The 22,657-nt window shown below is 55.6% G+C and carries 20 protein-coding genes and 2 tRNA genes; 6 read left to right on the plus strand and 16 right to left on the minus strand.

Going from position 1 to position 22,657, the window contains the following annotated elements:
- A partial coding sequence (gene rpsF / locus VNZ60_RS16695; RefSeq protein WP_325661050.1) for a 30S ribosomal protein S6 occupies positions 1-246 on the minus strand: 246 nt, incomplete at its 3' end.
- 305 nt (positions 247-551) lie between these two features.
- Between rpsF and lexA the strand changes: the two genes are divergently transcribed.
- The gene (lexA, locus tag VNZ60_RS16700) at positions 552-1,202 is read left to right on the plus strand and encodes a transcriptional repressor LexA (RefSeq protein ID WP_325661312.1); all 651 of its coding nucleotides are present in this window, start codon (positions 552-554) and stop codon (positions 1,200-1,202) included.
- 74 nt (positions 1,203-1,276) lie between these two features.
- On the opposite strand, the gene VNZ60_RS16705 is transcribed toward lexA, so the two are convergent.
- On the minus strand, positions 1,277-2,053 hold the full coding sequence (locus VNZ60_RS16705) for an RNA methyltransferase (protein WP_325661052.1): 777 nt from the start codon (positions 2,051-2,053) through the stop codon (positions 1,277-1,279).
- Positions 2,054-2,206: 153 nt separating this feature from the next.
- Here VNZ60_RS16705 and VNZ60_RS16710 point away from each other — a divergent pair, with 153 nt between their 5' ends.
- The 3 genes from VNZ60_RS16710 to VNZ60_RS16720 all read left to right on the plus strand — a co-directional run bounded on the left by VNZ60_RS16710 (position 2,207) and on the right by VNZ60_RS16720 (position 5,293).
- Complete coding sequence (locus VNZ60_RS16710; protein WP_325661054.1) at positions 2,207-3,010, plus strand: inositol monophosphatase family protein; 804 nt, start codon at positions 2,207-2,209, stop codon at positions 3,008-3,010.
- A 182-nt stretch (positions 3,011-3,192) separates the two neighbouring features.
- Positions 3,193-3,663 (plus strand): VOC family protein, encoded by a 471-nt coding sequence (locus VNZ60_RS16715; protein WP_325661056.1) that lies wholly within the window; start codon positions 3,193-3,195, stop codon positions 3,661-3,663.
- A 283-nt stretch (positions 3,664-3,946) separates the two neighbouring features.
- Positions 3,947-5,293, plus strand: a complete 1,347-nt coding sequence (locus VNZ60_RS16720) for a DEAD/DEAH box helicase (RefSeq protein ID WP_325661058.1) — start codon at positions 3,947-3,949, stop codon at positions 5,291-5,293.
- A 400-nt stretch (positions 5,294-5,693) separates the two neighbouring features.
- Here the strand turns inward: VNZ60_RS16720 and VNZ60_RS16725 are convergent.
- The 8 genes from VNZ60_RS16725 to VNZ60_RS16760 all read right to left on the minus strand — a co-directional run bounded on the left by VNZ60_RS16725 (position 5,694) and on the right by VNZ60_RS16760 (position 13,489).
- Positions 5,694-5,770: transfer RNA gene (locus VNZ60_RS16725), tRNA-Arg, on the minus strand.
- Between the two features lie 115 nt (positions 5,771-5,885).
- Positions 5,886-5,962: transfer RNA gene (locus tag VNZ60_RS16730), tRNA-Pro, on the minus strand.
- 326 nt (positions 5,963-6,288) lie between these two features.
- Complete coding sequence (gene phoR, locus VNZ60_RS16735; protein ID WP_325661060.1) at positions 6,289-7,608, minus strand: phosphate regulon sensor histidine kinase PhoR; 1,320 nt, start codon at positions 7,606-7,608, stop codon at positions 6,289-6,291.
- A complete protein-coding gene (locus VNZ60_RS16740; protein ID WP_325661062.1) occupies positions 7,605-8,303 on the minus strand; it encodes a winged helix-turn-helix domain-containing protein in 699 nt (232 codons plus the stop codon). The genes phoR and VNZ60_RS16740 overlap by 4 nt, the downstream gene beginning before the upstream one ends.
- 40 nt (positions 8,304-8,343) lie before the next feature.
- Positions 8,344-9,681 (minus strand): phosphoglucosamine mutase, encoded by a 1,338-nt coding sequence (gene glmM / locus VNZ60_RS16745; RefSeq protein WP_325661064.1) that lies wholly within the window; start codon positions 9,679-9,681, stop codon positions 8,344-8,346.
- 74 nt (positions 9,682-9,755) lie between these two features.
- Complete coding sequence (folP, locus tag VNZ60_RS16750; protein ID WP_325661066.1) at positions 9,756-10,616, minus strand: dihydropteroate synthase; 861 nt, start codon at positions 10,614-10,616, stop codon at positions 9,756-9,758.
- A 115-nt stretch (positions 10,617-10,731) separates the two neighbouring features.
- Positions 10,732-12,618: an ATP-dependent zinc metalloprotease FtsH gene (gene ftsH, locus VNZ60_RS16755; RefSeq protein WP_325661068.1), complete on the minus strand. Its 1,887-nt coding sequence runs from the start codon at positions 12,616-12,618 to the stop codon at positions 10,732-10,734.
- Positions 12,619-12,844: 226 nt separating this feature from the next.
- Positions 12,845-13,489 (minus strand): RlmE family RNA methyltransferase, encoded by a 645-nt coding sequence (locus VNZ60_RS16760; RefSeq protein WP_325661070.1) that lies wholly within the window; start codon positions 13,487-13,489, stop codon positions 12,845-12,847.
- Positions 13,490-13,520: 31 nt separating this feature from the next.
- On the opposite strand from VNZ60_RS16760, the gene VNZ60_RS16765 reads away from it, so the two are divergent.
- Complete coding sequence (locus VNZ60_RS16765) at positions 13,521-13,991, plus strand: YhbY family RNA-binding protein (RefSeq protein WP_325661072.1); 471 nt, start codon at positions 13,521-13,523, stop codon at positions 13,989-13,991.
- 135 nt (positions 13,992-14,126) lie between these two features.
- On the opposite strand, the gene VNZ60_RS16770 is transcribed toward VNZ60_RS16765, so the two are convergent.
- The 5 genes from VNZ60_RS16770 to VNZ60_RS16790 all read right to left on the minus strand — a co-directional run bounded on the left by VNZ60_RS16770 (position 14,127) and on the right by VNZ60_RS16790 (position 20,608).
- Entirely contained in the window at positions 14,127-14,588 is a 462-nt protein-coding gene (locus VNZ60_RS16770) for a DUF4149 domain-containing protein (protein WP_325661074.1), read from the minus strand.
- Between the two features lie 79 nt (positions 14,589-14,667).
- A complete protein-coding gene (gene greA / locus VNZ60_RS16775; protein ID WP_325661076.1) occupies positions 14,668-15,144 on the minus strand; it encodes a transcription elongation factor GreA in 477 nt (158 codons plus the stop codon).
- Positions 15,145-15,376: 232 nt separating this feature from the next.
- Entirely contained in the window at positions 15,377-18,598 is a 3,222-nt protein-coding gene (gene carB, locus VNZ60_RS16780; RefSeq protein WP_325661078.1) for a carbamoyl-phosphate synthase large subunit, read from the minus strand.
- Complete coding sequence (gene carA / locus VNZ60_RS16785) at positions 18,591-19,769, minus strand: glutamine-hydrolyzing carbamoyl-phosphate synthase small subunit (RefSeq protein ID WP_325661080.1); 1,179 nt, start codon at positions 19,767-19,769, stop codon at positions 18,591-18,593. The genes carB and carA overlap by 8 nt, the downstream gene beginning before the upstream one ends.
- A 431-nt stretch (positions 19,770-20,200) precedes the next feature.
- Positions 20,201-20,608, minus strand: a complete 408-nt coding sequence (locus tag VNZ60_RS16790; RefSeq protein WP_325661082.1) for a GlcG/HbpS family heme-binding protein — start codon at positions 20,606-20,608, stop codon at positions 20,201-20,203.
- 387 nt (positions 20,609-20,995) lie between these two features.
- On the opposite strand from VNZ60_RS16790, the gene VNZ60_RS16795 reads away from it, so the two are divergent.
- A complete protein-coding gene (locus VNZ60_RS16795) occupies positions 20,996-21,448 on the plus strand; it encodes a C40 family peptidase (RefSeq protein ID WP_414648881.1) in 453 nt (150 codons plus the stop codon).
- A gap of 130 nt (positions 21,449-21,578) precedes the next feature.
- On the opposite strand, the gene VNZ60_RS16800 is transcribed toward VNZ60_RS16795, so the two are convergent.
- Complete coding sequence (locus VNZ60_RS16800; protein ID WP_325661084.1) at positions 21,579-22,532, minus strand: patatin-like phospholipase family protein; 954 nt, start codon at positions 22,530-22,532, stop codon at positions 21,579-21,581.
- Between the last annotated feature and the right edge of the window lie 125 nt (positions 22,533-22,657).

Here is a 22,657-nt window from a genome sequence, read left to right on the forward strand (position 1 = left end):
ATCATTGAACTTGAAGCCGGTTTCGATTTCAGCCAGAGTTTCGCTGTCGCACTCGATGTTGAGGCAGACGTAATGTGCTTTAGCCAGTTTCTGGATCAGGTATGCCAGTTGGCGGCGGCCCCAGTCTTCCACGCGATGTACGGTGCCGCCACGTGTGGTGACGATACCTTTGTAGCGTTCGATCATTGCAGGCACTTGCTCGCTTTGATCTGGATGGACGATAAATACGATTTCATAATGACGCATGTAAGCTCCTTTTGGACGGATTGAAGAATCGCCCACCTCGGCGTCAAGACGAGTGTGGGAAGAGGAAAACCAGTAATAATACTAGCAATTGCAACAAAACTCAACGTTTTCAGGTGTTTGGGACTGACGGAAATGCAAGACGGCCACAAAAAGGGGGATTAAGGAACGACCTAACAGCATCAATTTGTCTTGCATTTGCACAAATACTGTACAAAAATACAGACTGTTGTTATGCACAGCATTCGCCAGGCGCAACAGCGCGGCCCTTGCTGCTTTTTTCCAGCACCTTCTACGCCACACACACCATGATCAAATTGACCGCTCGTCAACAACAAATCCTCGATCTGATCAAGGACGCCATCGAAAACACCGGCTTCCCGCCGACACGCGCTGAAATAGCGGCCGAGCTGGGCTTTCGCTCAGCCAATGCGGCGGAAGAGCATTTGCAGGCGCTGGCGCGCAAAGGCGCCATCGCAATCGCGCCCGGCACCTCGCGCGGAATCCGCCTTACCGAAAGCATCAGCCGCAGCCAGGGCACACAGCTGGCGTTGCCGCACCCTGCCCTGATGCAGCTCAGCCTGCCATTGGTCGGCCGAGTCGCAGCAGGATCGCCGATTCTGGCGCAAGAGCATATCCAGGCCAGCTACAACGTCGACCCCGCCCTGTTCAGCGCCAAACCGGATTATTTGCTCAAGGTACGCGGCATGTCGATGCGTGACGCCGGCATCCTGGATGGCGACTTGCTCGCGGTCAAAAAGGCCGACAGCGCCAGAAACGGCCAGATCGTGGTAGCTCGCCTGGGCGACGATGTCACGGTCAAGCGCTATCAAAAATCCGGCTCAGTGATTCAGTTGCTGCCGGAAAACCCGGATTTCTTGCCTATCATCGTGACGTCGCAACAAGAGGATTTCGCGCTGGAAGGGTTGGCGGTCGGCCTGCTGCGCAGTTGGGCTTGATCGCAGTTGAGTCCATGCAGTTGAGCCCATGCAGTTGGGTCCACGCAGTTAGGTCCACCTAAGCCGTGGCTCGCTCAGGATCGATCGAGGCGGCGCCGCTTGGTCAAGATCTGACTGGCAATTCCGCGCAGGATATTCACCTCTTCAGTTTCCAGCTGCGTACGTGAAAACAGGCGCTTCAGGCGCGGCATCAGCTTTTTGGGACTGGCCGGATCTAGAAACTCAATCTCCACCAAGGCTTTTTCGAGATGCGCAAACATGCCATCAATATCAGCCAGGCTGGCGGCATTGCCCTGGAAACCGATCTCGCTGCCAGTTGGCGGCGACAAATCCTCGCTGGCGGCAACCCGGCATTCATAGGCTAGCACCTGTACCGCCTGCGCCAGATTCAGCGACGAATACTCTGGATTGGCTGGGATATTCAACAGCACATTGCATTTTTCGACAATCTCGTTGGGCAAGCCATAGCGCTCGCTACCGAACAACACTGCCGCATTCAGGCTTGAATCGCCGGCAAGCTGTGCTGCCAAGGCGCGCGGCGCAGTCAAAGGCGGTGAAAATTCACGCAAACGAGCACTCAAGGCCGCGGCAAAATTGCAGCCATCCAAGGCCTGCTCTACGCTATCGACAATCCGCGCCGCCGCCAGAATGTCTTGCGCACCGCTGGCAAACGCGATGGCTTCGTCGCGTTGCAATACATCGGGAAAACGCGGATTCACCAGGATCAACTCAGAAAACCCCATGGTTTTGATAGCGCGGGCAGCCGCGCCGACATTGCCCGGGCTGCTGGTTTCGACCAGCACAAAGCGCAGTCGTTTGAAAAGAGACGTGTTGGTTTTTGCCGGCTTCATTTAAAATAGCGCCATTCCGCGGATTTCTTCGACTAAAAGCTGCTTATTTATCAAAATATTCATCTGGGACGTCCGCTTCGTTCATTATTATTCATCATATAGGTGGTTCTGTTCCCGGTTGGCACAGTGCCGCCATTTTAACGGAACCCGATCATGCATCCAATGCTCAATACGGCCATCAAGGCCGCCCGTAACGGTGCCAAGGTTATCTCGCGCGCCTCTTTCGACCTCGATCTGCTGAAAGTGACAAAAAAACAGCATAACGATTTTGTTACCGAAGTCGACCAGGCTGCAGAAGCAGCGATCATTGATGTATTGAAGAATGCCTATCCGGACCATGCCATCCTGGCAGAGGAATCCGGCGCTTCCGCCAATCTGCACGACGACAATGAAAACGTCTGGATCATTGATCCGCTCGACGGCACTACCAACTTCATCCACGGTTTCCCACAATACTGCGTATCGATCGCATTGCAACACCGCGGCCAGATCACCCAAGCTGTCATTTACGACCCGACCCGCAACGACTTGTTCACCGCCACCAAAGGTTCCGGCGCCTATCTGAACGACAAGCGGATCCGTGTCGGCAAACGCGACAAGATTGCCGACGCCCTGATTGGCACCGGCTTCCCATTCCGCGAAACCGAAGGCCCGGCAATGGATGAATACATGAAAATGTTCCGCATCATGACGCAAAACTGTGCTGGCCTGCGTCGCCCTGGCGCTGCCGCGCTCGATCTGGCGTATGTCGCTGCAGGCCGCCTGGACGGCTTCTTTGAAAAAGGCTTGAAGCCATGGGATATCGCTGCCGGCTCCTTGCTCATCAGCGAATCGGGCGGCATTGTCGGCGATTTCACCGGCGAGTCCGATTATTTGTACAAGGGCGATGTGCTGGCTGGCAGCCCGAAGGTTTTTGCACAAATGGTTGGCTTACTGTCCCCGTTCGGCAAGAAATAAAACCAGACTTTCCGGCGATAAGGAATCCTTTTCGCCGGAACCCGCAAAATACTGTTTTTGTCATGTCAACTGCGCAGTCGAACGTCTACAATGCATGCGCAACAGCGCGCTTTGGATATCCACTTGGGATACCGCATTCAGGATAAATTTAACGACCATCTCTCAACTCGCAGGAGAATAATATGGCAGTCAAACCAATTCCCGACGGTTACTCTACCGTCACTCCCTATCTCGTTGTCGACGGCGCCGCCGAGGCCATCGCGTTTTATAAAAAAGCCTTCAATGCGGTGGAAATATTTCGCATGGAAGGTCCGGATCACAGAATCGGACACGCAGAAATAAAAATTGGCGATTCCCACATCATGCTGGCCGACGCCTTCCCTGAGATGGAAATTCGCAGCCCGAAAACATTGGGCGGAGCTGGCGTCAGCATTGTGCTGTACGTGGAAAATGTGAACCTGCTTTACCCGCAGGCAATTGCCGCCGGCGGCACGGAGCTGCGGCCGCTGCAAGACCAGTTTTATGGCGATCGCTCCGGCACCCTGAAAGATCCGTTCGGCCATGTCTGGACCGTAAGCACACATATCGCCGACTATTCAGAAGAAGAAGAACTGCGCGAGCGCGCCGCTGCCGCCATGAAAAAAGCTGGCTGACCGGGGCTTTCCGAGCATCGATTCGACATATTGCGATCCGCTGTACTCCGCGGCGGATCGCTCACCGTAAATTTTATGCTGCGCCGACTCGCAAGACGCCGAAAAACACGCCGGAATTACTTGCCTGTAGCGCGCCGTTGTTATACTCTGCGGCGACACAGCACATTCTCCAGTCAAATGCTGCTGTCAAGGAGCCAATACAGCTCCAATCTCCTCTAATCCGTTTGCCTGCGACTGGCGCCTCTTGATAGGCGACAGGCCGATATTCTTCTAATGAGTTGTCATGTCTTTTTCTGAACTCGGCTTGTCCGAAGCCATCGTTCGTGCCGTAACCGAACATGGGTACACCACCCCTACCCCGATCCAGAGCCAGGCAATCCCTGCGGTGCTGGCGGGCGGCGATCTACTGGCCGGCGCCCAGACCGGCACCGGCAAGACCGCCGGCTTTACCTTGCCTGTGCTGCATCGCTTGTCGACCTCGGCCACCAACCCGACCGGCAGTCAACGCCCGATCCGCGCACTGGTGCTGACACCAACGCGCGAACTGGCGGCGCAAGTCGAAGAAAGCGTGCGCCTGTACGGCAAGTATCTGAAGCTGACTTCGGCCGTGATTTTCGGCGGCGTCGGCATCAATCCGCAAATCAAGCTGCTCAAGCATGGCGTCGATATTCTGGTGTGCACCCCAGGCCGCCTGCTGGATCATATGCAACAAGGCACCGTCAATCTGAGCCAGGTGGAAATCCTGATCCTGGACGAAGCTGACCGCATGCTGGACATGGGCTTTATCCGCGATATCAAAAAGATTCTTGCGGTACTGCCGAAGAAGCGTCAGAACCTGCTGTTTTCCGCTACCTTCTCAGACGAAATCAAGATCCTCGCCGACAATTTGCTGAATTCACCGGCCATGATTGAAGTGGCACGCCGCAATTCCACAGTCGAAGTGATCCAGCAAAAGATTCATCCGGTCGACCGCGACCGCAAGCATCCGCTGCTGGCGCATTTGATCAAGACTCATCAATGGTCGCAAGTACTGGTATTTACCCGCACCAAGCATGGCGCCAACAAACTGGTTGAGCAGCTGGAGAAAGACGGCATCAGCGGCATGGCGATCCACGGCAACAAGAGCCAGTCGGCACGTACCCGCGCGCTCGCAGAGTTCAAGGATGGCAGCCTGCAGGTGCTGGTAGCGACTGACATCGCGGCGCGTGGCATCGACATCGATCAACTGCCGCACGTGGTCAACTATGATTTGCCTAACGTGCCGGAAGACTACGTCCACCGGATCGGTCGTACCGGCCGCGCCGGCGCTACTGGCGAAGCGGTATCGCTGGTGTGCGTGGATGAACATCAGATGTTGAAAGACATCGAGAAACTGATCAAACGCGAATTGCCGAAAGAAGTGGTCGTCGGTTTTGAACCAGATCCGAATGCGCGCGCCCAGCCTATACAACTGCGTAGTGGCGGCGGCGGTGGCGGCAATCGTGGCGCTGGTGGTGGCGGACGTGGACGCTCACAAGGCGCAGCACCCGGCGTCAAGCCAAGCCAGGGACCATCGCGCGGCCATGGCGGCGGCACTGGCTCGCAAGCTCGTCCTGCGGCCCCACGCCGCTCGGGCGGACGCGGTCGTTAAATCGAACTGAGCCACGTTGAAACCAGTGCGATGCCGGATCAATCGGCATCGCCACCACATATCTGCAGCACAAATAGCGCCTGCCGATGAGCTTGGCTTAAGCCTCCCTCATCGGCACGACGTCGTCATACACAGCATTTCCTAGCTATGGACCCGATCCGCAGCGGATCGCAGTGCCTTCATGCAATTTCCCCTAATTCACTTCACCGATGCCCGTAATGCATCGCAATATTGCGATCGCACAGGCGAACCAACAAACGTGTACTTAGTTTTATCCAGCAGGAGTTTCAGGAGAATGAATGGATAGCAAGAATCCGCGAACATGCTTAAGTCGCAGACGAGATATTGCAAATATGGATTTTGATAACGGGATGCTGCGGTGAAAAGATTGGCTAAAAACTGGTCCGGCCGGAGGGAATCGAACCCCCAACATTTCGGGTAGAAGCCGAATGCTCTATCCAGTTGAGCTACGGCCGGATTCATGCGCCAAGTGATGCTTTGATTCCGATCGTGAGATCTATCAGCAAATGCAGCTGATCTTTCCAAACTACAAATGAAAAACGGGCTGTCCGAAGACAGCCCGCTTATTTTTTGGTCGGAGTACAAGGATTCGAACCTTGGACCCCCTGGTCCCAAACCAGGTGCGCTACCGGGCTGCGCTACACTCCGAGAAGCAAGATAATAAACAGTATTCCGATTTTTGTCAAATTTTTATACAGGAAAATTTTGAAATTTTGCTGCAAAAACCAACCCAATAACGGTACCGCCAAAAGCTTATCTGCTGAAAAACTTGAGAGACGGATTAGACCAGAATTTAGAAAAATATGCGAGAGAAAATCGCATATTTTAATAAAAATTTTGCTCTGCTTTCCATTCTGCTTAAAACATCAGCAAATCAGCGAAAAACAAATAAGAAACGAGTAAAAAACAGCGCCGATACACGATGCAAATCACCGCTTCAAAATTATTTATAAATTTTATTAATCCCGCCTTAATCAATCCTGCCGCAACGCTAGTTGCGCACGCTGAAAACTCGCTTTAAAACGACTGCCCTTGCCATATTCGGAAGTAATTTCCAGATGGCCGCGATGACGCAACAGAACATGCTTCACAATCGCCAGGCCGAGACCGGTTCCTTGCGTGGCGCGCGAGCGGGTTTTGTCGACGCGATAGAAACGTTCGGTCAGCCGGCTCAGATGCTCGGCCGCGATGCCGATGCCATCGTCAACCACGGTCAGGCTTGCATGGTCGTTTTCCATGCCCCAGCTGACATCGATACGGCCGCCATCGGGGGTATACCGGACTGCGTTCGAGAGCAGATTGGTAAACGCGCTTTCCAACTCGTCGTGATTGCCTTTCAGATCGATTTCCTGCACCTTCAAAGTAATGCTGTGCTTGCCGCCGGATAAAGCCCTGGCCTCTTCCACTATGCGACTCAGCAGTGGCTTGATGCGCACAGTATCGCTAGACGGCGGCTGCAGCAGAGATTCCAGCCGGGTCAAGGTCAACATGTCGGCCACCAGCCTCTGCATGCGCTGCCCCTGCTCCGCCATCAGATGAAGCTGGCGTTGTCGGGTTTCATCGCTCATCTCGCTGCTCAACGCATGCTCAAGAAAGCCGTTGATCACCGTCAGCGGGGTGCGCAACTCATGCGATGCATTGGCGATGAAATCGCGCCGCATGGTATCCATTTTTTCGTTTTGCGTCACGTCATGGGTGACCAGAATCTGACGCCGGCTTTCGAAGGAAATAAGTTGCACCAGAATTTTTCGATCGTGATGCATGAACGGTAGCGGCTGCTCGAAACGACCCGCCAGCATGTAGTCGACAAAATCGGGGGACCGTATCAGGTTGGTCAGCAAACGCCCCTCATCCCGCTTCAGATCCAGGCCCAGATGAGCTTGCGCTGCGGGGTTGCACCATTCCAGATGCATCACGCCGTCGACGATCACCACGCCGTCCGGCAGCAGGCTCATGGCTTGCCGAAAACGCGCCAGCCATTCCGCCATCTCGGCGCGCGAACGTTCGTCTTCCCGCCTGATGTCTTCCAGTGCAGAAAATGCATGCGCCCATAAGCCCCAGGTACGCGGTCGCCGGCCGCCAACCGGCGCATCCATCCACAGTTCGATCTGATACAGCGACCACATCTGCAGAAACAGCAAACCTGCCAGCGACAAACTAAAGAACAACAGGCCTACGATGACGCCGCCAATGACAGCGAGCGCCACCGCAACCAACGATAGCAAACCAAACCAGAGCAGCGCCGGCACCCAGAATTTGCGTGCGCTACGGCTGCCCGCCAAGGGCCTTGTCACGCCGTCGGCTCGGCGTTGAGTTTATAGCCGACGCCGCGCACGGTCTTGACGTAATCGGCGGCGAGGCCGAGCGATTTGCGCAGGCGCATGATGTGGACATCGACCGTGCGCTCTTCGATGAAAGTATGATCGCCCCAGACTTTATCGAGCAACTGTGCGCGTGAAAAAATCCGGTCCGGATGCGCCACCAGGAAACGCAGCAATTTGAACTCTGCCTGATCCAGTTCGATTTCCCGGCTGTCGACAGTGACCTGATAGCGATCGGTGTCGATCTGGATCAAACCGTGGCTGAGCAGGCTTTGTCCGAGCTCCGGTATCTTGCGCCGTAACAGCGCTTGAATCCGTGCGATCAGTTCCTTCGGCGAAAACGGTTTGGTGACATAGTCGTCGGCGCCGGCGTTGAGCCCGCGAACCTTGTCCTCATCCATCCCCTTGGCCGTCAGCATAATGACCGGCAAGGTAGCGCTGCGCTGCTGGCTGCGCCACTCCTGCAACAGCGCCAGGCCAGAGGTGTCGGGCAGCATCCAGTCCAGCAGCACGGCCTTGGGTAAAACACCGACGATCGCTTGCCGCGCCTCGCTGGCGCTATATGCAATCTCGCAGGAAAACCCGGCGTCATCGAGCGTAAATCTCAATAGCTCAGCGATGCCGGGCTCATCTTCGACGATCAAAATGTGGGTTTGATATTTCGACATCGGCAATTAACTCTATTCAGTTAGACGATCTGGAACAGCGTCAAGCCGTCACTTTATCTGCGATCCGGCGCGCCATCGTTTGCGCCAGATCGGCACTTTTTGCCTCGACCATGACACGTATCAATGGCTCAGTGCCGGAGGCCCGAATCAACACCCGTCCGTTATCGCCGAGCTCCCGTTCAACCGCTTCTTTCTCTGCCACCATCGCCGGATTTTTCTTCCAGTCGAAACCTGCGCTCACTTTTACATTGATCAAGGTTTGTGGATAGAGTGCAATATCAGCAGTCAGTTGCGCCAGGGTTTTACCAGTGCGCTTCAATGCCGACAAGACCTGCAAGGCAGAAACGATGCCGTCGCCGGTGGTGTGTTTGTCCAGGCAGAGCAGATGGCCCGAACCCTCGCCACCCAGGTTCCAGCCGCGCTCTTTCATCACTTCCAGCACATAGCGATCGCCAACATTGGCGCGTGCAAACTCGACTCCCATTGCGCGGAACGCCACTTCCAGCGCCATATTCGTCATCAGCGTGCCGACCGCGCCTTTTACCGGACCCACCTTCATGCGATCCTTGACCATCACATACAACAGCTCGTCGCCATTATAGATGCGGCCACTGGCGTCCACCATCACCAGGCGGTCAGCGTCGCCGTCCAGGGCGATCCCGATATCTGCGTGATTGGAACGCACTGCCAGCGCCAGCGCATCCGGCGCGGTGGCGCCAAAGCCGTCGTTGATGTTGAAACCGTTCGGCTGGTTACCGATAGAAATGACTTCGGCTCCCAACTCGTGAAATACGTGATGCGCAATATGATAGGCAGCGCCATGGGCGCTATCGACCACAATGGTCAGCCCGCGCAAATCGAGCTCGTTGGGGAAAGTGCTTTTGCAAAACTCGATGTAACGTCCGGGAGCGTCATCCAGGCGTCTTGCCTTGCCCAGCTTATCGGAGGCCACACATTCCATCGGCAATTCCAAGGCCGCCTCGATCGCGGTTTCCACCGCATCCGGCAATTTAGTACCCTGCGCCGAAAAGAATTTGATGCCGTTATCTTCATAAGGATTATGCGATGCCGAAATCACCACCCCGGCCGACAAGCGCAAAGCCCGCGTCAGATAGGCAATCGCTGGCGTAGGCATCGGGCCGGCCAGCATCACGTCAACTCCCGCCGCGGCAAAGCCAGCCTCCAGCGCTGCCTCCAGCATATAGCCGGAGACGCGGGTATCTTTACCTATCAATACAGTCGGTTTCCCCGTGCCCGATTTCGCTTGCGCCAGCACCTTGCCGGCGGCATAACCCAGTCTCATTACAAAATCCGGTGTGATCGGCGCTACACCGACACGACCACGCACACCATCGGTACCAAAATATTTTCTTGTCATCTCAGCCTTCGTTCGCTTTCACTTCAATCACAACGGTGTTACTGCTTCCGTATTACTGCTTATATTCTTACTGCCTATATCTCTGTCGCTTGTATCCGCTGCGCCGCTTGCCATACCTTGAGCGCGTCCACAGTCTCGGCCACATCATGCACCCGGATTATCTTGGCGCCCAGGGAAACCGCCGCTAAAGCCGCTGCCAGGCTGCCCGCAAGGCGCCGTTCCAGCGGCTTGCCGGTCAGCTCCCCCAACATGGTTTTACGCGAGATTCCCGCCAGCAAAGGTAGATCCAGAACGCTTTGAATATCCCCGATGCTTTGCAACAAGGCAACATTATGCGCCAAGGTCTTGCCAAAGCCAAAGCCCGGATCGATGCTGATGCGATTTCGGGCTACCCCGGCCTGTTCCAGCGCATTCACCCGTTCCAGTAAAAAAGCGCTGACTTCGGCCACCACATCCTGGTATTCGGGCTTGATTTGCATGGTTTGAGGATTGGCCTGCATATGCATGACACACACGCCGCAATCGCTGTCGCGCACCGCTTCCAAGGCGCCAGGCTCGCGCAAGCCATTGATGTCGTTGACCAGGTCGACGCCGGCGGCCAGCGCTTCACGCATCACCGCCGGTTTATAGGTATCGATGGAGAGCGGCTTGCCACAATCGCGCAAGGCGTAAATGGCAGGCATGACCCGATCCAGCTCCTCTTCCAGCGACAGCGCCGGACTGCCGGGGCGACTCGACTCACCGCCTATGTCGATGATATCGACGCCATCCGCGATCATCTGCTCCGCACGCGACAAGGCAAATTCGAGTGAATAGAATTGTCCGCCGTCGGAAAACGAATCGGGGGTGATGTTGAGTATGCCCATCACCAAAGGCCGCGCCTGTGGCGTATTGACCGGCAGCCGGTAACGGCCGCATTGAAAATATGGTTGCATATGAAAGGTAAAGTAAATCTCGAAAGCGTGAAAATAAACAAAAAGGGCGAGGATTGCTCCTCACCCTTGCTGATAATATTTCACAGGCTACGCCAAGCAGGCGCTACAGAGCCGATCAGGCCGGCGCCGTAGCATTCGGCGAAACACCGCCAGACGAACTATCGCTAGGCGCTTTGCGGACCGAACTACCAGCTTTTGGCAGGCGTGGCTCCAGGCCGTCCATGATGTCGTTGATCTGATCCGCATCGATGGTTTCCCAATCCAGCAAAGCCTTGGTCATCGCTTCGACCTTGTCCTTGTTTTCCTCTAACAGACGGCGCGACAAGGCATATTGCTGATCGAGAATGCTGCGAATCTCGGCATCGACTTTTTGCTGGGTGGCTTCCGACACGGTCTTGGCCGACATGCGGCCGAAATAGGCGTCCTGCTCAGTATCTTCGTAGACCATGGTGCCCAGGGTCTCGGACATGCCGTAACGGGTAACCATCGCCCGCGCCAGCTTGGTGGCGCGCTCGAAGTCGTTCGAAGCGCCAGTCGACATCTGATGCATGAAAATCTCTTCTGAAATACGGCCGCCGAACAGGATGGCGATTTCTTCCAGCATCTTGTCCTTGTACATATTGACCCGATCATGCTCAGGCAATTGCCAGGTCAGGCCAAGCGCAAAGCCGCGCGGCATGATGGTGACTTTATGCACCGGATCGGCTTTCGGCAACAGCTTGGCCACCACTGCATGGCCGGATTCGTGATAGGCGGTATTGCGACGCTCTTCTTCGCGCATCACTGCCGATCTGCGTTCAGGTCCCATCACGATCTTGTCCTTGGCGTCCTCGAAATCCTGCATCTCGACCAGGCGCTTGGAACGACGAGCCGCAAACAAGGCAGCCTCATTGACCAGATTGGCCAGGTCAGCGCCCGAGAAGCCAGGCGTACCACGCGCCAGGATGTCGGCTTTGACGTCGGTGGAAATCGGCACCTTGCGCATGTGCACATTCAAGATCTGTTCACGGCCGCGGATATCCGGCAAGCCCACCACCACCTGACGGTCAAAGCGACCCGGACGCAGCAAGGCTTTGTCCAGCACGTCGGAACGGTTGGTAGCGGCGATCACGATCACACCGGAATTGGCTTCGAAGCCATCCATCTCAACCAGCATCTGGTTCAGCGTTTGTTCGCGTTCGTCATTGCCGCCGCCCATGCCAGCGCCGCGATGGCGGCCGACAGCATCGATTTCATCGATGAAAATAATGCAAGGAGCGTGTTTTTTTGCGTTTTCGAACATATCGCGTACCCGCGATGCGCCGACACCGACAAACATTTCAACGAAATCGGAACCGGAAATGGTGAAAAACGGTACTTTGGCTTCGCCCGCAATCGCACGCGCCAGCAAGGTTTTACCGGTACCTGGAGGACCGACCATCAGTACGCCATGTGGAATGCGGCCGCCCAATTTCTGGAATTTGGTCGGGTCACGCAGGAAGTCGACCATCTCGGAAACTTCTTCCTTGGCTTCATCGCAGCCGGCAACATCGGCGAAGGTCACCGAATTGCTGTTTTCATCCAGCATGCGCGCCTTCGACTTGCCGAACGAGAATGCTCCGCCCTTGCCGCCGCCTTGCATTTGCCGCATGAAGAAAATCCAGACTCCGAGCAACAGGATCATCGGGAACCAGGAGATGAAGATTTGTTGCAGGAACGATGGTTCTTCCGGTTGCTTGATCTCGAATTTGACGTTGTTGTTGACCAGGTCGCCGATCAAACCGCGATCCAGCATGGTAATAGCAGTCTTGACTTTCTTGCCGTCGGAAGTAGTGGCAACAATGCTGCGGTCTTCGATCGTCGCATCAGTGATATGGCCCGACCGTATTTCGCTGATGAGGTCGGAATAGGCGATCGGCCCTGCGCCGCTTGCCAGTCCTCGCCCGTCGAACTGCTTGAATACGGTGAAAAGCACCAGGGCGATGACCACCCAGATGGCGGCTTTGGAAAACATGTTGTTCACTAGAACTCCTTGGACGCGCTGCGCGCCGGACATAGGTACTGCTTCGAGGTATTCCTTAGATTTTACTCGGAATAGGTACGGCTTGCTAGGAGCCTGCCGGACTTAGGGGATCGAAGCGACAAAATATGGACCGCCCGGGTATTTTTTCAGCCGATCACCCTAAGTTCGGCAGGCTCCGTTGCTGGATATGCGGCCGCCCCATGATAAATCAAGGAAAATTTGTGAATTACCGTGGATTTTTCAAGATCTTTCCGAGCAAAAAGATTTCTGACGACTTGTCACGGCTGGCTTTAGGCTTCCTGGACGCTACGGTTTTGAATTCCTGACGGAATTTCATCAGCACTTCATTGTAGCCAGTGCCGTTGAAACATTTTGCCAACAGTGCACCCGTGGGCTTCATATGCTGTTGCGCAAATTCAATTGCCAAATCAATAATTTCCTCGACTCGAGCTGCGTCGGAAATAGCGATACCGGACAGATTGGGCGCCATGTCGGACAGCACCAGATCCACCTTGCGCCCTTCCAGCAAGCGCTCCAACTGGCGCAAGCTGTCCGCCTCACGGAAATCTCCCTGGATGAAATGAACGTCGGCAATCGGCTCCATCGGCAAGATATCCAGGCCGATGATCATGCCATGGATGCCGCCACCGTCCTGCCCTGCCAGCTTGTTGCGCGCATATTGCGACCAGCTGCCCGGAGTAGATCCAAGGTCGACAATGATCTGGCCAGGCTTAATGAGCTTGTCCAGTTCGTCGATTTCCTTCAGCTTGTAAGCGGCCCGCGCACGGTAGCCTTCTTTCTGCGCCAGCTTCACGTAAGGATCGTTAATGTGGTCGTGCAGCCAGTTTTTGTTTAATTTCTTCTTTGCCATTCGCGTAGAATACCGTTTTTAAGGAATTTTTATGTTGAAACTTACATCCGCCGAGCGTAGCGAGCTCCGTTCCCAAGCCCACGGACTGAATCCGGTGGTCCTGATCAGCGAAGATGGCTTGAAACCGTCCCTGATGAAAGAGATCGATGCCAGCCTGAACTCGCACGGCCTGATTAAAGTGCGTGTATTCGGTGATGATCGCGAGGCACGGATTGCCATCTACGAAACCATTTGCGAAAAACTCGGTGCAGCGCCAATACAACACATCGGCAAACTGCTGGTCCTGTATCGCCCGCAAAAAGATGCCGCTAAAGAACGCAGCGAAAGCCGCGGCAAGGGCATGCGTGAAGTGACCATCGTCAAACCAAGCCCAAGCGGCACCAAGCGGCCATCGGTGACCAAGGTCATGGTAAAAGGCAATGAACGCGTGACCCAAGGCGGTAATATCAAACGCGCCAAACCGCGCCAGAAAAGCAGCAAGAAGTCAGCACTAGGCCGTTAATGCTCGCCGCCTCGGCAAGCACAACAACGCGATACCAGGCAAAGGGGCCGCAATTTTTTGCGGCGGCACCAGGATCCAGCTAGATCGGATTCTTCTGTGCCGCCCCTTGCGACTAGCACCCATTACAGTTTGCGCCTAGCGCAAACTACGCAAGCGCAAAATCAGCCCGACTCCAAACAAACTCTGAATCACATAGATGCCTTGGGCAACCCCGTGCAAAATGCCGAACTGCGTTTTGGCGCTTTCATTCATTACGCCGCCGGTAACCACAGCCGCTTCGCGCAAGGCAGCCATGAATGGCTGGGTACAGAAATAACCGACCAAGGTGCAAGCCAGCATCGCTAGCGTCAGCCGTAGCAAAGACTTGCGCAACGGCGCTGCATCGTCATGGGTTCTATAGCTGAACAACATGATCAGGACGATCCCGCAGGCTAGCGTCAGCCATGCTTCGATCCGAAACAGGTTGCCGGCGATGGTGCCGGCCAGCACGCGGTCGGGCAAGGTGGCAAACAAAGTCGGCGCGACCAGATAACCAACCGTCCACAGACTACCCACCCATAAGGTGGCAATTAACAATCTAAGCCTTACTACAAGCATTGCCACTCCCGGTTTTCCGATCAAACTACGCTAATCGCCTCGGCCGCATGCAAGTACGCAAAATGCCCGGCCAGACTGCTTAGATGTAGCGAACTTCCAAAATCTCATATTCACGGATGCCGGATGGCGCTTGTACGCCAACCACGTCGCCGGCGGTCTTGCCAATCAGCGCGCGCGCGATCGGCGACGTAACGGAAACCTTGGCCAGCTTGATGTCGGCCTCATCGGTGCCGACGATTTGATAAGTTACCTTGTCGCCCGATTCCAGGTCTTCCAGATCGACCGTAGAGGCAAACACCACGCGCCCATCCGCATCCAGGGTTGCCGGATCAATAACCTGCGCAGCTCCCAGCTTCCCCTCCAGGTCGGCAATCCGACCCTCGACAAAACCTTGCCGCTCTTTGGCCGCATCATAATCCGCGTTTTCCGAAAGATCGCCATGTGCGCGCGCTTCTGCGATGGCCTTGATGACAGCTTGACGCTCTTTGGTTTTCAAATGATGCAATTCATCTTTCAACAATTGCGCGCCATGTTTAGTAAGAGGTACTGAGCTCATAGGGATGGTATTCAACAAATATTAAATAAGGTTTATGACGCAGAAGCTTTATGACGCAGGGTTTATCCCGCACACAATAAAAGGTCACGGAGGTCAAAAACGTACCGAAAAAGGGTGCGCTTATGACCTCCGCAGGAACTTCTGTAGCTAAATTGTAGGTTTCGGCGGCTTTTCGGGCAGCAAGCAGCCCGAAAGCGATTCAGGATGCGCATAGACGCATCCTGATTTGACCTTAGTGTAAGGTTTTATGCAGGCCTTGTAAATCATAGACATGCAACTCGTCCAGATGACGCATGCCCTCAACCGCCGCCTCTGCGCCTGCAATCGTAGTATACGTCGTGGCGCGCGCCGCCAGTGCCGAGATGCGGATCGCCCGTGAATCGACAATCGCACTGCGCTTTTCTTCGACCGTGTTGATCACCAATGAAATCTCATTGTTCTTGATCATGTCGACCACGTGCGGACGCCCTTCCACCACCTTGTTCACGGTTTCCACCGGGATGCCGGCAGCGCTGATTGCCGCCGCCGTACCCTTGGTCGCCACCACCGAGAAGCCGATTGCCACCAGATCCTTGGCAACCTGCACCGCACGTGGTTTGTCGCTGCCCTTGACGCTGAGGAATACCTTGCCCGACTTCGGCAACTTGATGCCGGCGCCGAGTTGCGACTTGACGAACGCTTCACCGAAAGTTTTGCCAACGCCCATTACTTCACCGGTGGATTTCATTTCCGGCCCGAGGATGGTATCGACGCCAGGGAATTTAACGAAGGGGAATACCGCTTCCTTGACGCTGAAGTATTTCGGCACGACTTCTTCCTTGATACCCTGGCTGTCGAGCGACTGGCCGACCATGCAGCGGGCGGCAATCTTGGCCAGTTGCAAACCGGTAGCCTTGGATACAAACGGCACGGTACGCGAGGCGCGCGGATTGACTTCCAGCACAAACACGACGTCCTTGCCATCGATCTGCTGAATCGCAAACTGCACGTTCATCAAACCAACCACGTTCAAGCCCTTGGCCATCAGCGACGTCTGCCGCTTGATCTCTTCGATAGTTTCCTGCGACAGCGAGTAAGGCGGCAGCGAACAAGCCGAATCGCCAGAGTGCACGCCAGCCTGTTCGATATGCTCCATGACGCCGCCGATGAAGGTGCGCTCGCCGTCGGACAGACAGTCGACGTCGACTTCGATAGCGTCGTTCAGGAAGCGGTCCAGCAATACCGGTGAATCATGCGAGACCTTGACCGCTTCGCGCATGTAGCGCTCAAGGTCGCGTTGCTCATGGACGATTTCCATTGCGCGGCCGCCCAATACGTAGGATGGACGCACCACCAGCGGATAACCGATTTCCTGCGCCAGGCGCAATGCGTCTTCTTCGGTGCGGGCGGTACGGTTAGGCGGCTGGCGCAAATTCAGATCGTGCAACAGTTTCTGGAAACGCTCGCGATCTTCGGCAGCGTCGATCATGTCCGGCGAAGTGCCGACGATAGGCACACCGTTAGCTTCCAGGTCGAGCGCCAGCTTCAACGGCGTCTGGCCGCCGTATTGCACGATCACGCCGTAAGGCTTTTCCTTGTCGACGATTTCCAATACGTCTTCCAGCGTCACCGGTTCGAAATACAGGCGATCGGAAGTGTCGTAATCGGTCGATACGGTTTCCGGATTACAGTTGACCATAATGGTCTCGTAACCGTCTTCGCGCATCGCCAGCGCCGCATGCACGCAGCAATAGTCAAATTCGATACCCTGGCCGATGCGGTTAGGACCGCCGCCCAGCACCATGATCTTCTTTTTGTCGGTCGGCTTCGATTCGCACTCTTCCTCGTAGGTCGAGTACATGTAGGCGGTGTTGGTCGAAAATTCGCCGGCGCAGGTATCAACCCGCTTGTACACCGGACGGATGTTCAATGCCAGGCGCTTGAGGCGCACCGCGGTATCGGTAGTCTTCAGCAGCTTGGCCAGGCGGCGATCGCCAAAGCCCTTTTGCTTCAGGCGGAACAGCGTATCGCGATCCAGCGCTTCCAGCGTCTGGCTGTTTTCCAGCCACAATTCGATATCGACGATTTCCTTGATTTGCGACAGGAACCACGGATCGATGTGCGTCAGCTGGTGCACTTCTTCCAGCGTGAAGCCTTGGGCAAACGCATCGCCCACATACCAGATACGATCCGGACCAGGCTCGCCCAATTCCTCTTCGATGACTTCGCGGTCCTGGGTCTTTTCGTTCATGCCGTCGACACCGACTTCGAGGCCGCGCAAGGCTTTCTGGAACGATTCCTGGAAGGTGCGGCCGATCGCCATCACCTCGCCCACCGATTTCATCTGAGTCGTCAGATGGTCGTCGGCGGTCGGGAATTTTTCAAACGCAAAACGCGGGATCTTGGTGACCACGTAATCGATCGAAGGTTCGAACGATGCCGGCGTAGCGCCGCCGGTAATTTCATTGCGCAACTCGTCCAGCGTAAAACCCACCGCCAGTTTCGCCGCGATCTTGGCGATCGGGAAACCGGTAGCCTTGGACGCCAGCGCCGAGGAACGCGATACACGCGGATTCATTTCGATCACGATCATGCGGCCGTCGGCCGGATTGACCGAGAACTGCACGTTGGAGCCGCCGGTATCGACACCGATCTCACGCAATACTGCCAGCGAGGCGTTACGCATGATCTGGTATTCCTTGTCGGTCAGCGTTTGCGCCGGCGCTACCGTGATCGAATCGCCGGTATGCACACCCATCGGATCCAGGTTTTCGATCGAGCAGACGATGATGCAGTTGTCCGCCTTGTCGCGCACCACTTCCATCTCATACTCTTTCCAGCCGATCAGCGATTCCTCGATCAGCAATTCCTTGGTCGGCGATGCTTCCAGGCCGCGCTTGCAGATGGTTTCGAATTCTTCTGCGTTGTAAGCAATGCCGCCGCCGGTGCCGCCCATGGTGAACGATGGCCGGATGATGACCGGGAAGCCGAGTTCCTTCTGCACGCCCCAGGATTCATCCATGGTGTGGGCGACGCCGGAACGCGCCGAGCCGAGGCCGATCTTGGTCATCGCCGCCTTGAACTTGGAGCGGTCTTCAGCCTTGTCGATGGCTTCCGGCGAAGCGCCGATCAATTCAACGTTGTATTTGGTCAGGATGCCGTTGTGATGCAAATCCAGCGCGCAATTGAGCGCGGTCTGGCCGCCCATGGTCGGCAGGATCGCGTCCGGCTTTTCCTTGGCGATGATGCGTTCCACCGCTTGCCAGGTAATCGGCTCGATGTAGGTGACATCGGCCATTTCCGGATCGGTCATGATGGTGGCCGGATTGCTGTTGACCAGGATTACCTTGTAACCCTCTTCGCGCAGCGCCTTGCAAGCCTGCGCGCCCGAGTAGTCGAACTCGCAAGCCTGACCGATGATGATCGGGCCAGCGCCGATAATCAGAATACTTTTAATATCACTACGCTTAGGCATTTTTATTTTTCTCCAACTTCGTTTGATTCATCAGCTGAATGAAACGATCGAACAAGGGGGCGATGTCATGCGGGCCAGGCGATGCTTCCGGGTGGCCCTGGAAGCAAAATGCCGGCTTGTCGGTGCGGGCGAAGCCCTGCAGCGAACCGTCGAACAACGATACGTGAGTCACGCGGCAATTGGCCGGCAGAGTTGCGCCGTCTACTGCAAAACCGTGGTTTTGCGACGTGATCAGCACTTGCTTGCTATCCAGGTCTTGCACCGGATGATTGGCGCCGTGGTGGCCGAACTTCATCTTCAGTGTCTTGGCGCCGGATGCCAGCGCCATGATTTGATGGCCGAGGCAAATGCCGAAAGTCGGAATCGCGCGTTCGATCAATTCCTTGACGGCGGCAATCGCGTAATCGCACGGCTCCGGATCGCCCGGGCCGTTGGACAGGAAAATGCCATCCGGATTTAGCGCCAGCGCATCGGCGGCCGAAGCTTGCGCCGGCAGCACGGTGATCTTGCAGCCGCGCTGGGCCAGCATGCGCAGGATGTTGAATTTGACGCCGTAGTCAAACGCCACCACATGATACTTAGGCGTGATCTGCTGGTCGTAGCCGCGGCCGAGACGCCATTCGGTCTCGCTCCAGCTGTAAGCCTTGGTAGTAGAAACCACCTTGGCCAGGTCCATGCCGGCCAGGCCAGGGAAACCACGCGCCAACTCCAGCGCCTTGGCGGTAGCCGCGGCGATGTCGGCCTCACCGGCGACAATGGCGCCGCCCTGCGCGCCCTTTTCGCGCAAGATGCGCGTCAGCTTGCGCGTATCGATGCCAGCGATGGCAACGATATTCGATTCTTGCAGGTAGGCGTCCAGGGTCTTGGTCGAGCGGAAATTCGAGACCAGGCGCGGCAGGTCACGGATGATGAGCCCGGCAGCGTGGATTTGCGAAGATTCGACATCTTCTTCATTGACACCGGTATTACCGATATGCGGATAAGTGAGGGTGACGATCTGACGGCTATAGCTTGGATCGGTGAGGATTTCCTGGTAGCCGGTCATGGCGGTATTGAATACGACTTCGCCAGTCGTATGACCAGCAGCGCCGATTGAAATACCTTGGAAAATCGTCCCATCTGCTAGCGCGAGGATGGCCGGTACGGTGAGGCCAGAAAAAAATGGCTGCAAGGGGTAACTCCTGATGTTGTTACCGCCGCTGCGCTGCGCCAAACGACCGCTATGAAACCCCAAACAGTGATGATTTGGCGGTTTTACGTGGTCTGCTTTTAGTCCTTTGGGGACGAGATGGAAGGTGGTATGCGCTACGGCGGAGTAAATTGGGCTAAACCCTGCAATTATAGCCGACAGCAACCTGCCCGGCAATCCGAACAGACGCCAAGCTGAAGATTTTTGTATAAATAATTATGAAAAACACGCAAGCATGATGGAGTTGACAACAATACTGACAAACTGCGTGACAAACTACGCCACGATGGCCAGCACGGCGAACAATATTGGTCAGCTTGTCGATTCGGCATTTCGAACCGGCAAGCTGCTTTACCAGTCACCCCAAAAACAGCTTGCCAGCCATCGCAGCAAACCGAATTTTAGAACCCAGCTCAGGCGCCCAAGGCAGCAATGCCGGCCTTGGCGATTTGTACGTCTTCGCTCGACTTGACGCCGGAAACACCGACCGCACCCAGATATTCGCCGCCGACCACGATTGGCACGCCACCCTCCAGCAAACCTTCCAGATTTGGTGCAGTGATAAACGAGAAACGGCCATTGTTGATCATATCTTCATAGATCTTCGATTCGCGCTGACCCAATGCGGCAGTCTTGGCCTTGGCCGGTGCAATATGGGCCGAAATCGGCGCGCAGCCATCCATGCGCTGCAGCCACAGCAGGTGGCCGCCGTCGTCAACGATTGAAATTGTCACCGCCCAGCGATTCTTCAAGGCCTCAGCCTCTGCCGCAGCGGCAATTTTCTTGACATCATCGAGTGTCAGCACTTGTTTGGATTTCATTTTTGCTCCTTGTGAAAATAACTGAATATTGTACTTTAGTGCCCCGCAATAGGCACCTGCATCACTTGCATTCCAGTCAGATTATTTCTGGCGCGATACTTGCTTCAGAGAAAACCCAAACAAAATGAGCTTCCCACGATTTTCAAGATTTGTCTGATATTGATTGGCATATTGGCATGCTATAGTTTTGCCCTATCGCCTGCCAGATTTGACAGGTACCTCTTATTCACTTACATTCGTGCGATCGTAATGTCCCAAAGCCTACCCATAACGATGACGATTAAAGAAGCCTTCCCCCTATTCCAGACATTGGCGCTTGCCTGTGCCCTGATCGCCAGCTTATGGCTCTGCACCCCCGCCCGCGCTTCTGATATCACCGATATCGACATGCGGCCGCAACCCAACAGCACACGCAGCAAACTCCAGCAATTTACCGATCGGGCGTCGGATCTGGCCGTGAGCGCGATGGGTATGATAGGGATTCATTACAAATACGGCGGTACTAACCCGGAAAACGGCCTGGATTGCAGCGGCCTGGTACGCTATGTTTTCAAGGATGCTTGGGGTGTCAACGTTCCGCGCACCGCCGCCGAATTGAGCCGCAGCGGTGAGAAAATCGACAAGCAGGATTTAAAGCCGGGCGACCTGGTGTTCTATAACACGCTACGCCGCAGCTTCTCTCACGTCGGCATTTACCTGGGCGACAATAAATTCATTCACTCGCCCTCTGCCGGCGGCAAAGTCCGCATCGAAAGCATGGATCTGGCTTATTGGAAAGCGCGCTTTAACGGCGCACGCCGTATCAATGACCCGGAACCCGATACCGATAACCATCAATAGTCGGCCTTAGAATCGGCCCTAGCGCCCAACAAAATGCCCCTGCCAGTCCGAGACTGCCAGGGGCATTTTGCTGAAAAGCGAAGCCAGCGGCGCGCCGTTTTGCTAAGGACAGATCCGCTTTGAGCGGCATTTACTCCTCGCGCTTTTCCTTCAATTTCTTTTTGATGCTGGCCATCTGCGCCATTGCCGCCTGTTCGCCGGCCAGGATCGCGGTGTTGCGCGCCGTGAAGTCATTGCCCTTCATCGCCCCCAACTCCGGACGAATGACAACATCGGCATCTTTCAATTCATAGTTATTGATGCTTTGCCCCATGATGGCAAAAGTCTGCAGCAATACGTCGACCGAACTGGAGGCGGCTTGAGCCTCTGGCGATGCCGAAATATTCACTGCAATCACAAAATCCGCCCCCATTTCATGGGCAAACCGCACCGGCACCGGCGACACCAGGCCTCCATCCACATACAGATGACCGCCGACATTCACTGACTGAAAGACACCCGGCACTGCAGAAGAGGCACGCACGGCGACACCGGTGTTGCCGCGTCGAAACAGAATCGGTGCGCCACTGTTCAAATCGGTGGCGACCGCGCCAAACGGGATTTTCAGTTTTTCAATCGGTACATTACGTATGGTCTTGTTGACGTAATTCTGGATCGCCTCGCCCTTCAGCACGCCACTGACCTTGGCAAAAAACGGCACCGACCAGTCGGAGATAGCCCCCTCGTCCATTTGCAAGGCGATCTTCTGCAGCGCAAAACCGTTATTGCCAGCCGCATACAGCGCGCCGACCACACTACCAGCGCTGGTGCCGACCACGATGTCGGGCACGATCCCCTGCGCTTCCAGCGCCTTGATCACGCCGATATGGGCGAAACCACGGGCAGCGCCGCCGCCCAACGCCAGGCCGATCTTGATTGGCTTGGGTGTTTTCGGGACTACCGTAGGGATCACTGCCACCGGCGGTGTTTGCGGCGCCAGCGGATTACTGCCGCAGGCGGCCAGCAAAACGCATAAAACAAGACTAAAAGAGGACAGCAGGCGGGAGCGAGACAGGGGGAAGGACATGGGGACGGACATGAGCATGGGGAAAAACTTAGGAAGACGAAAGGAAGGCGCAAACGTTGTCAATCGTCAACAATGAACGCGGCTGGCGACACGCTGTCGCCGCAGAATTGTAGCCGATGTTGAGAACTTCGACCGATCGCGGC

This window comes from Collimonas sp., from assembly GCF_035566375.1.
Lineage (GTDB): Bacteria > Pseudomonadota > Gammaproteobacteria > Burkholderiales > Burkholderiaceae_D > Collimonas.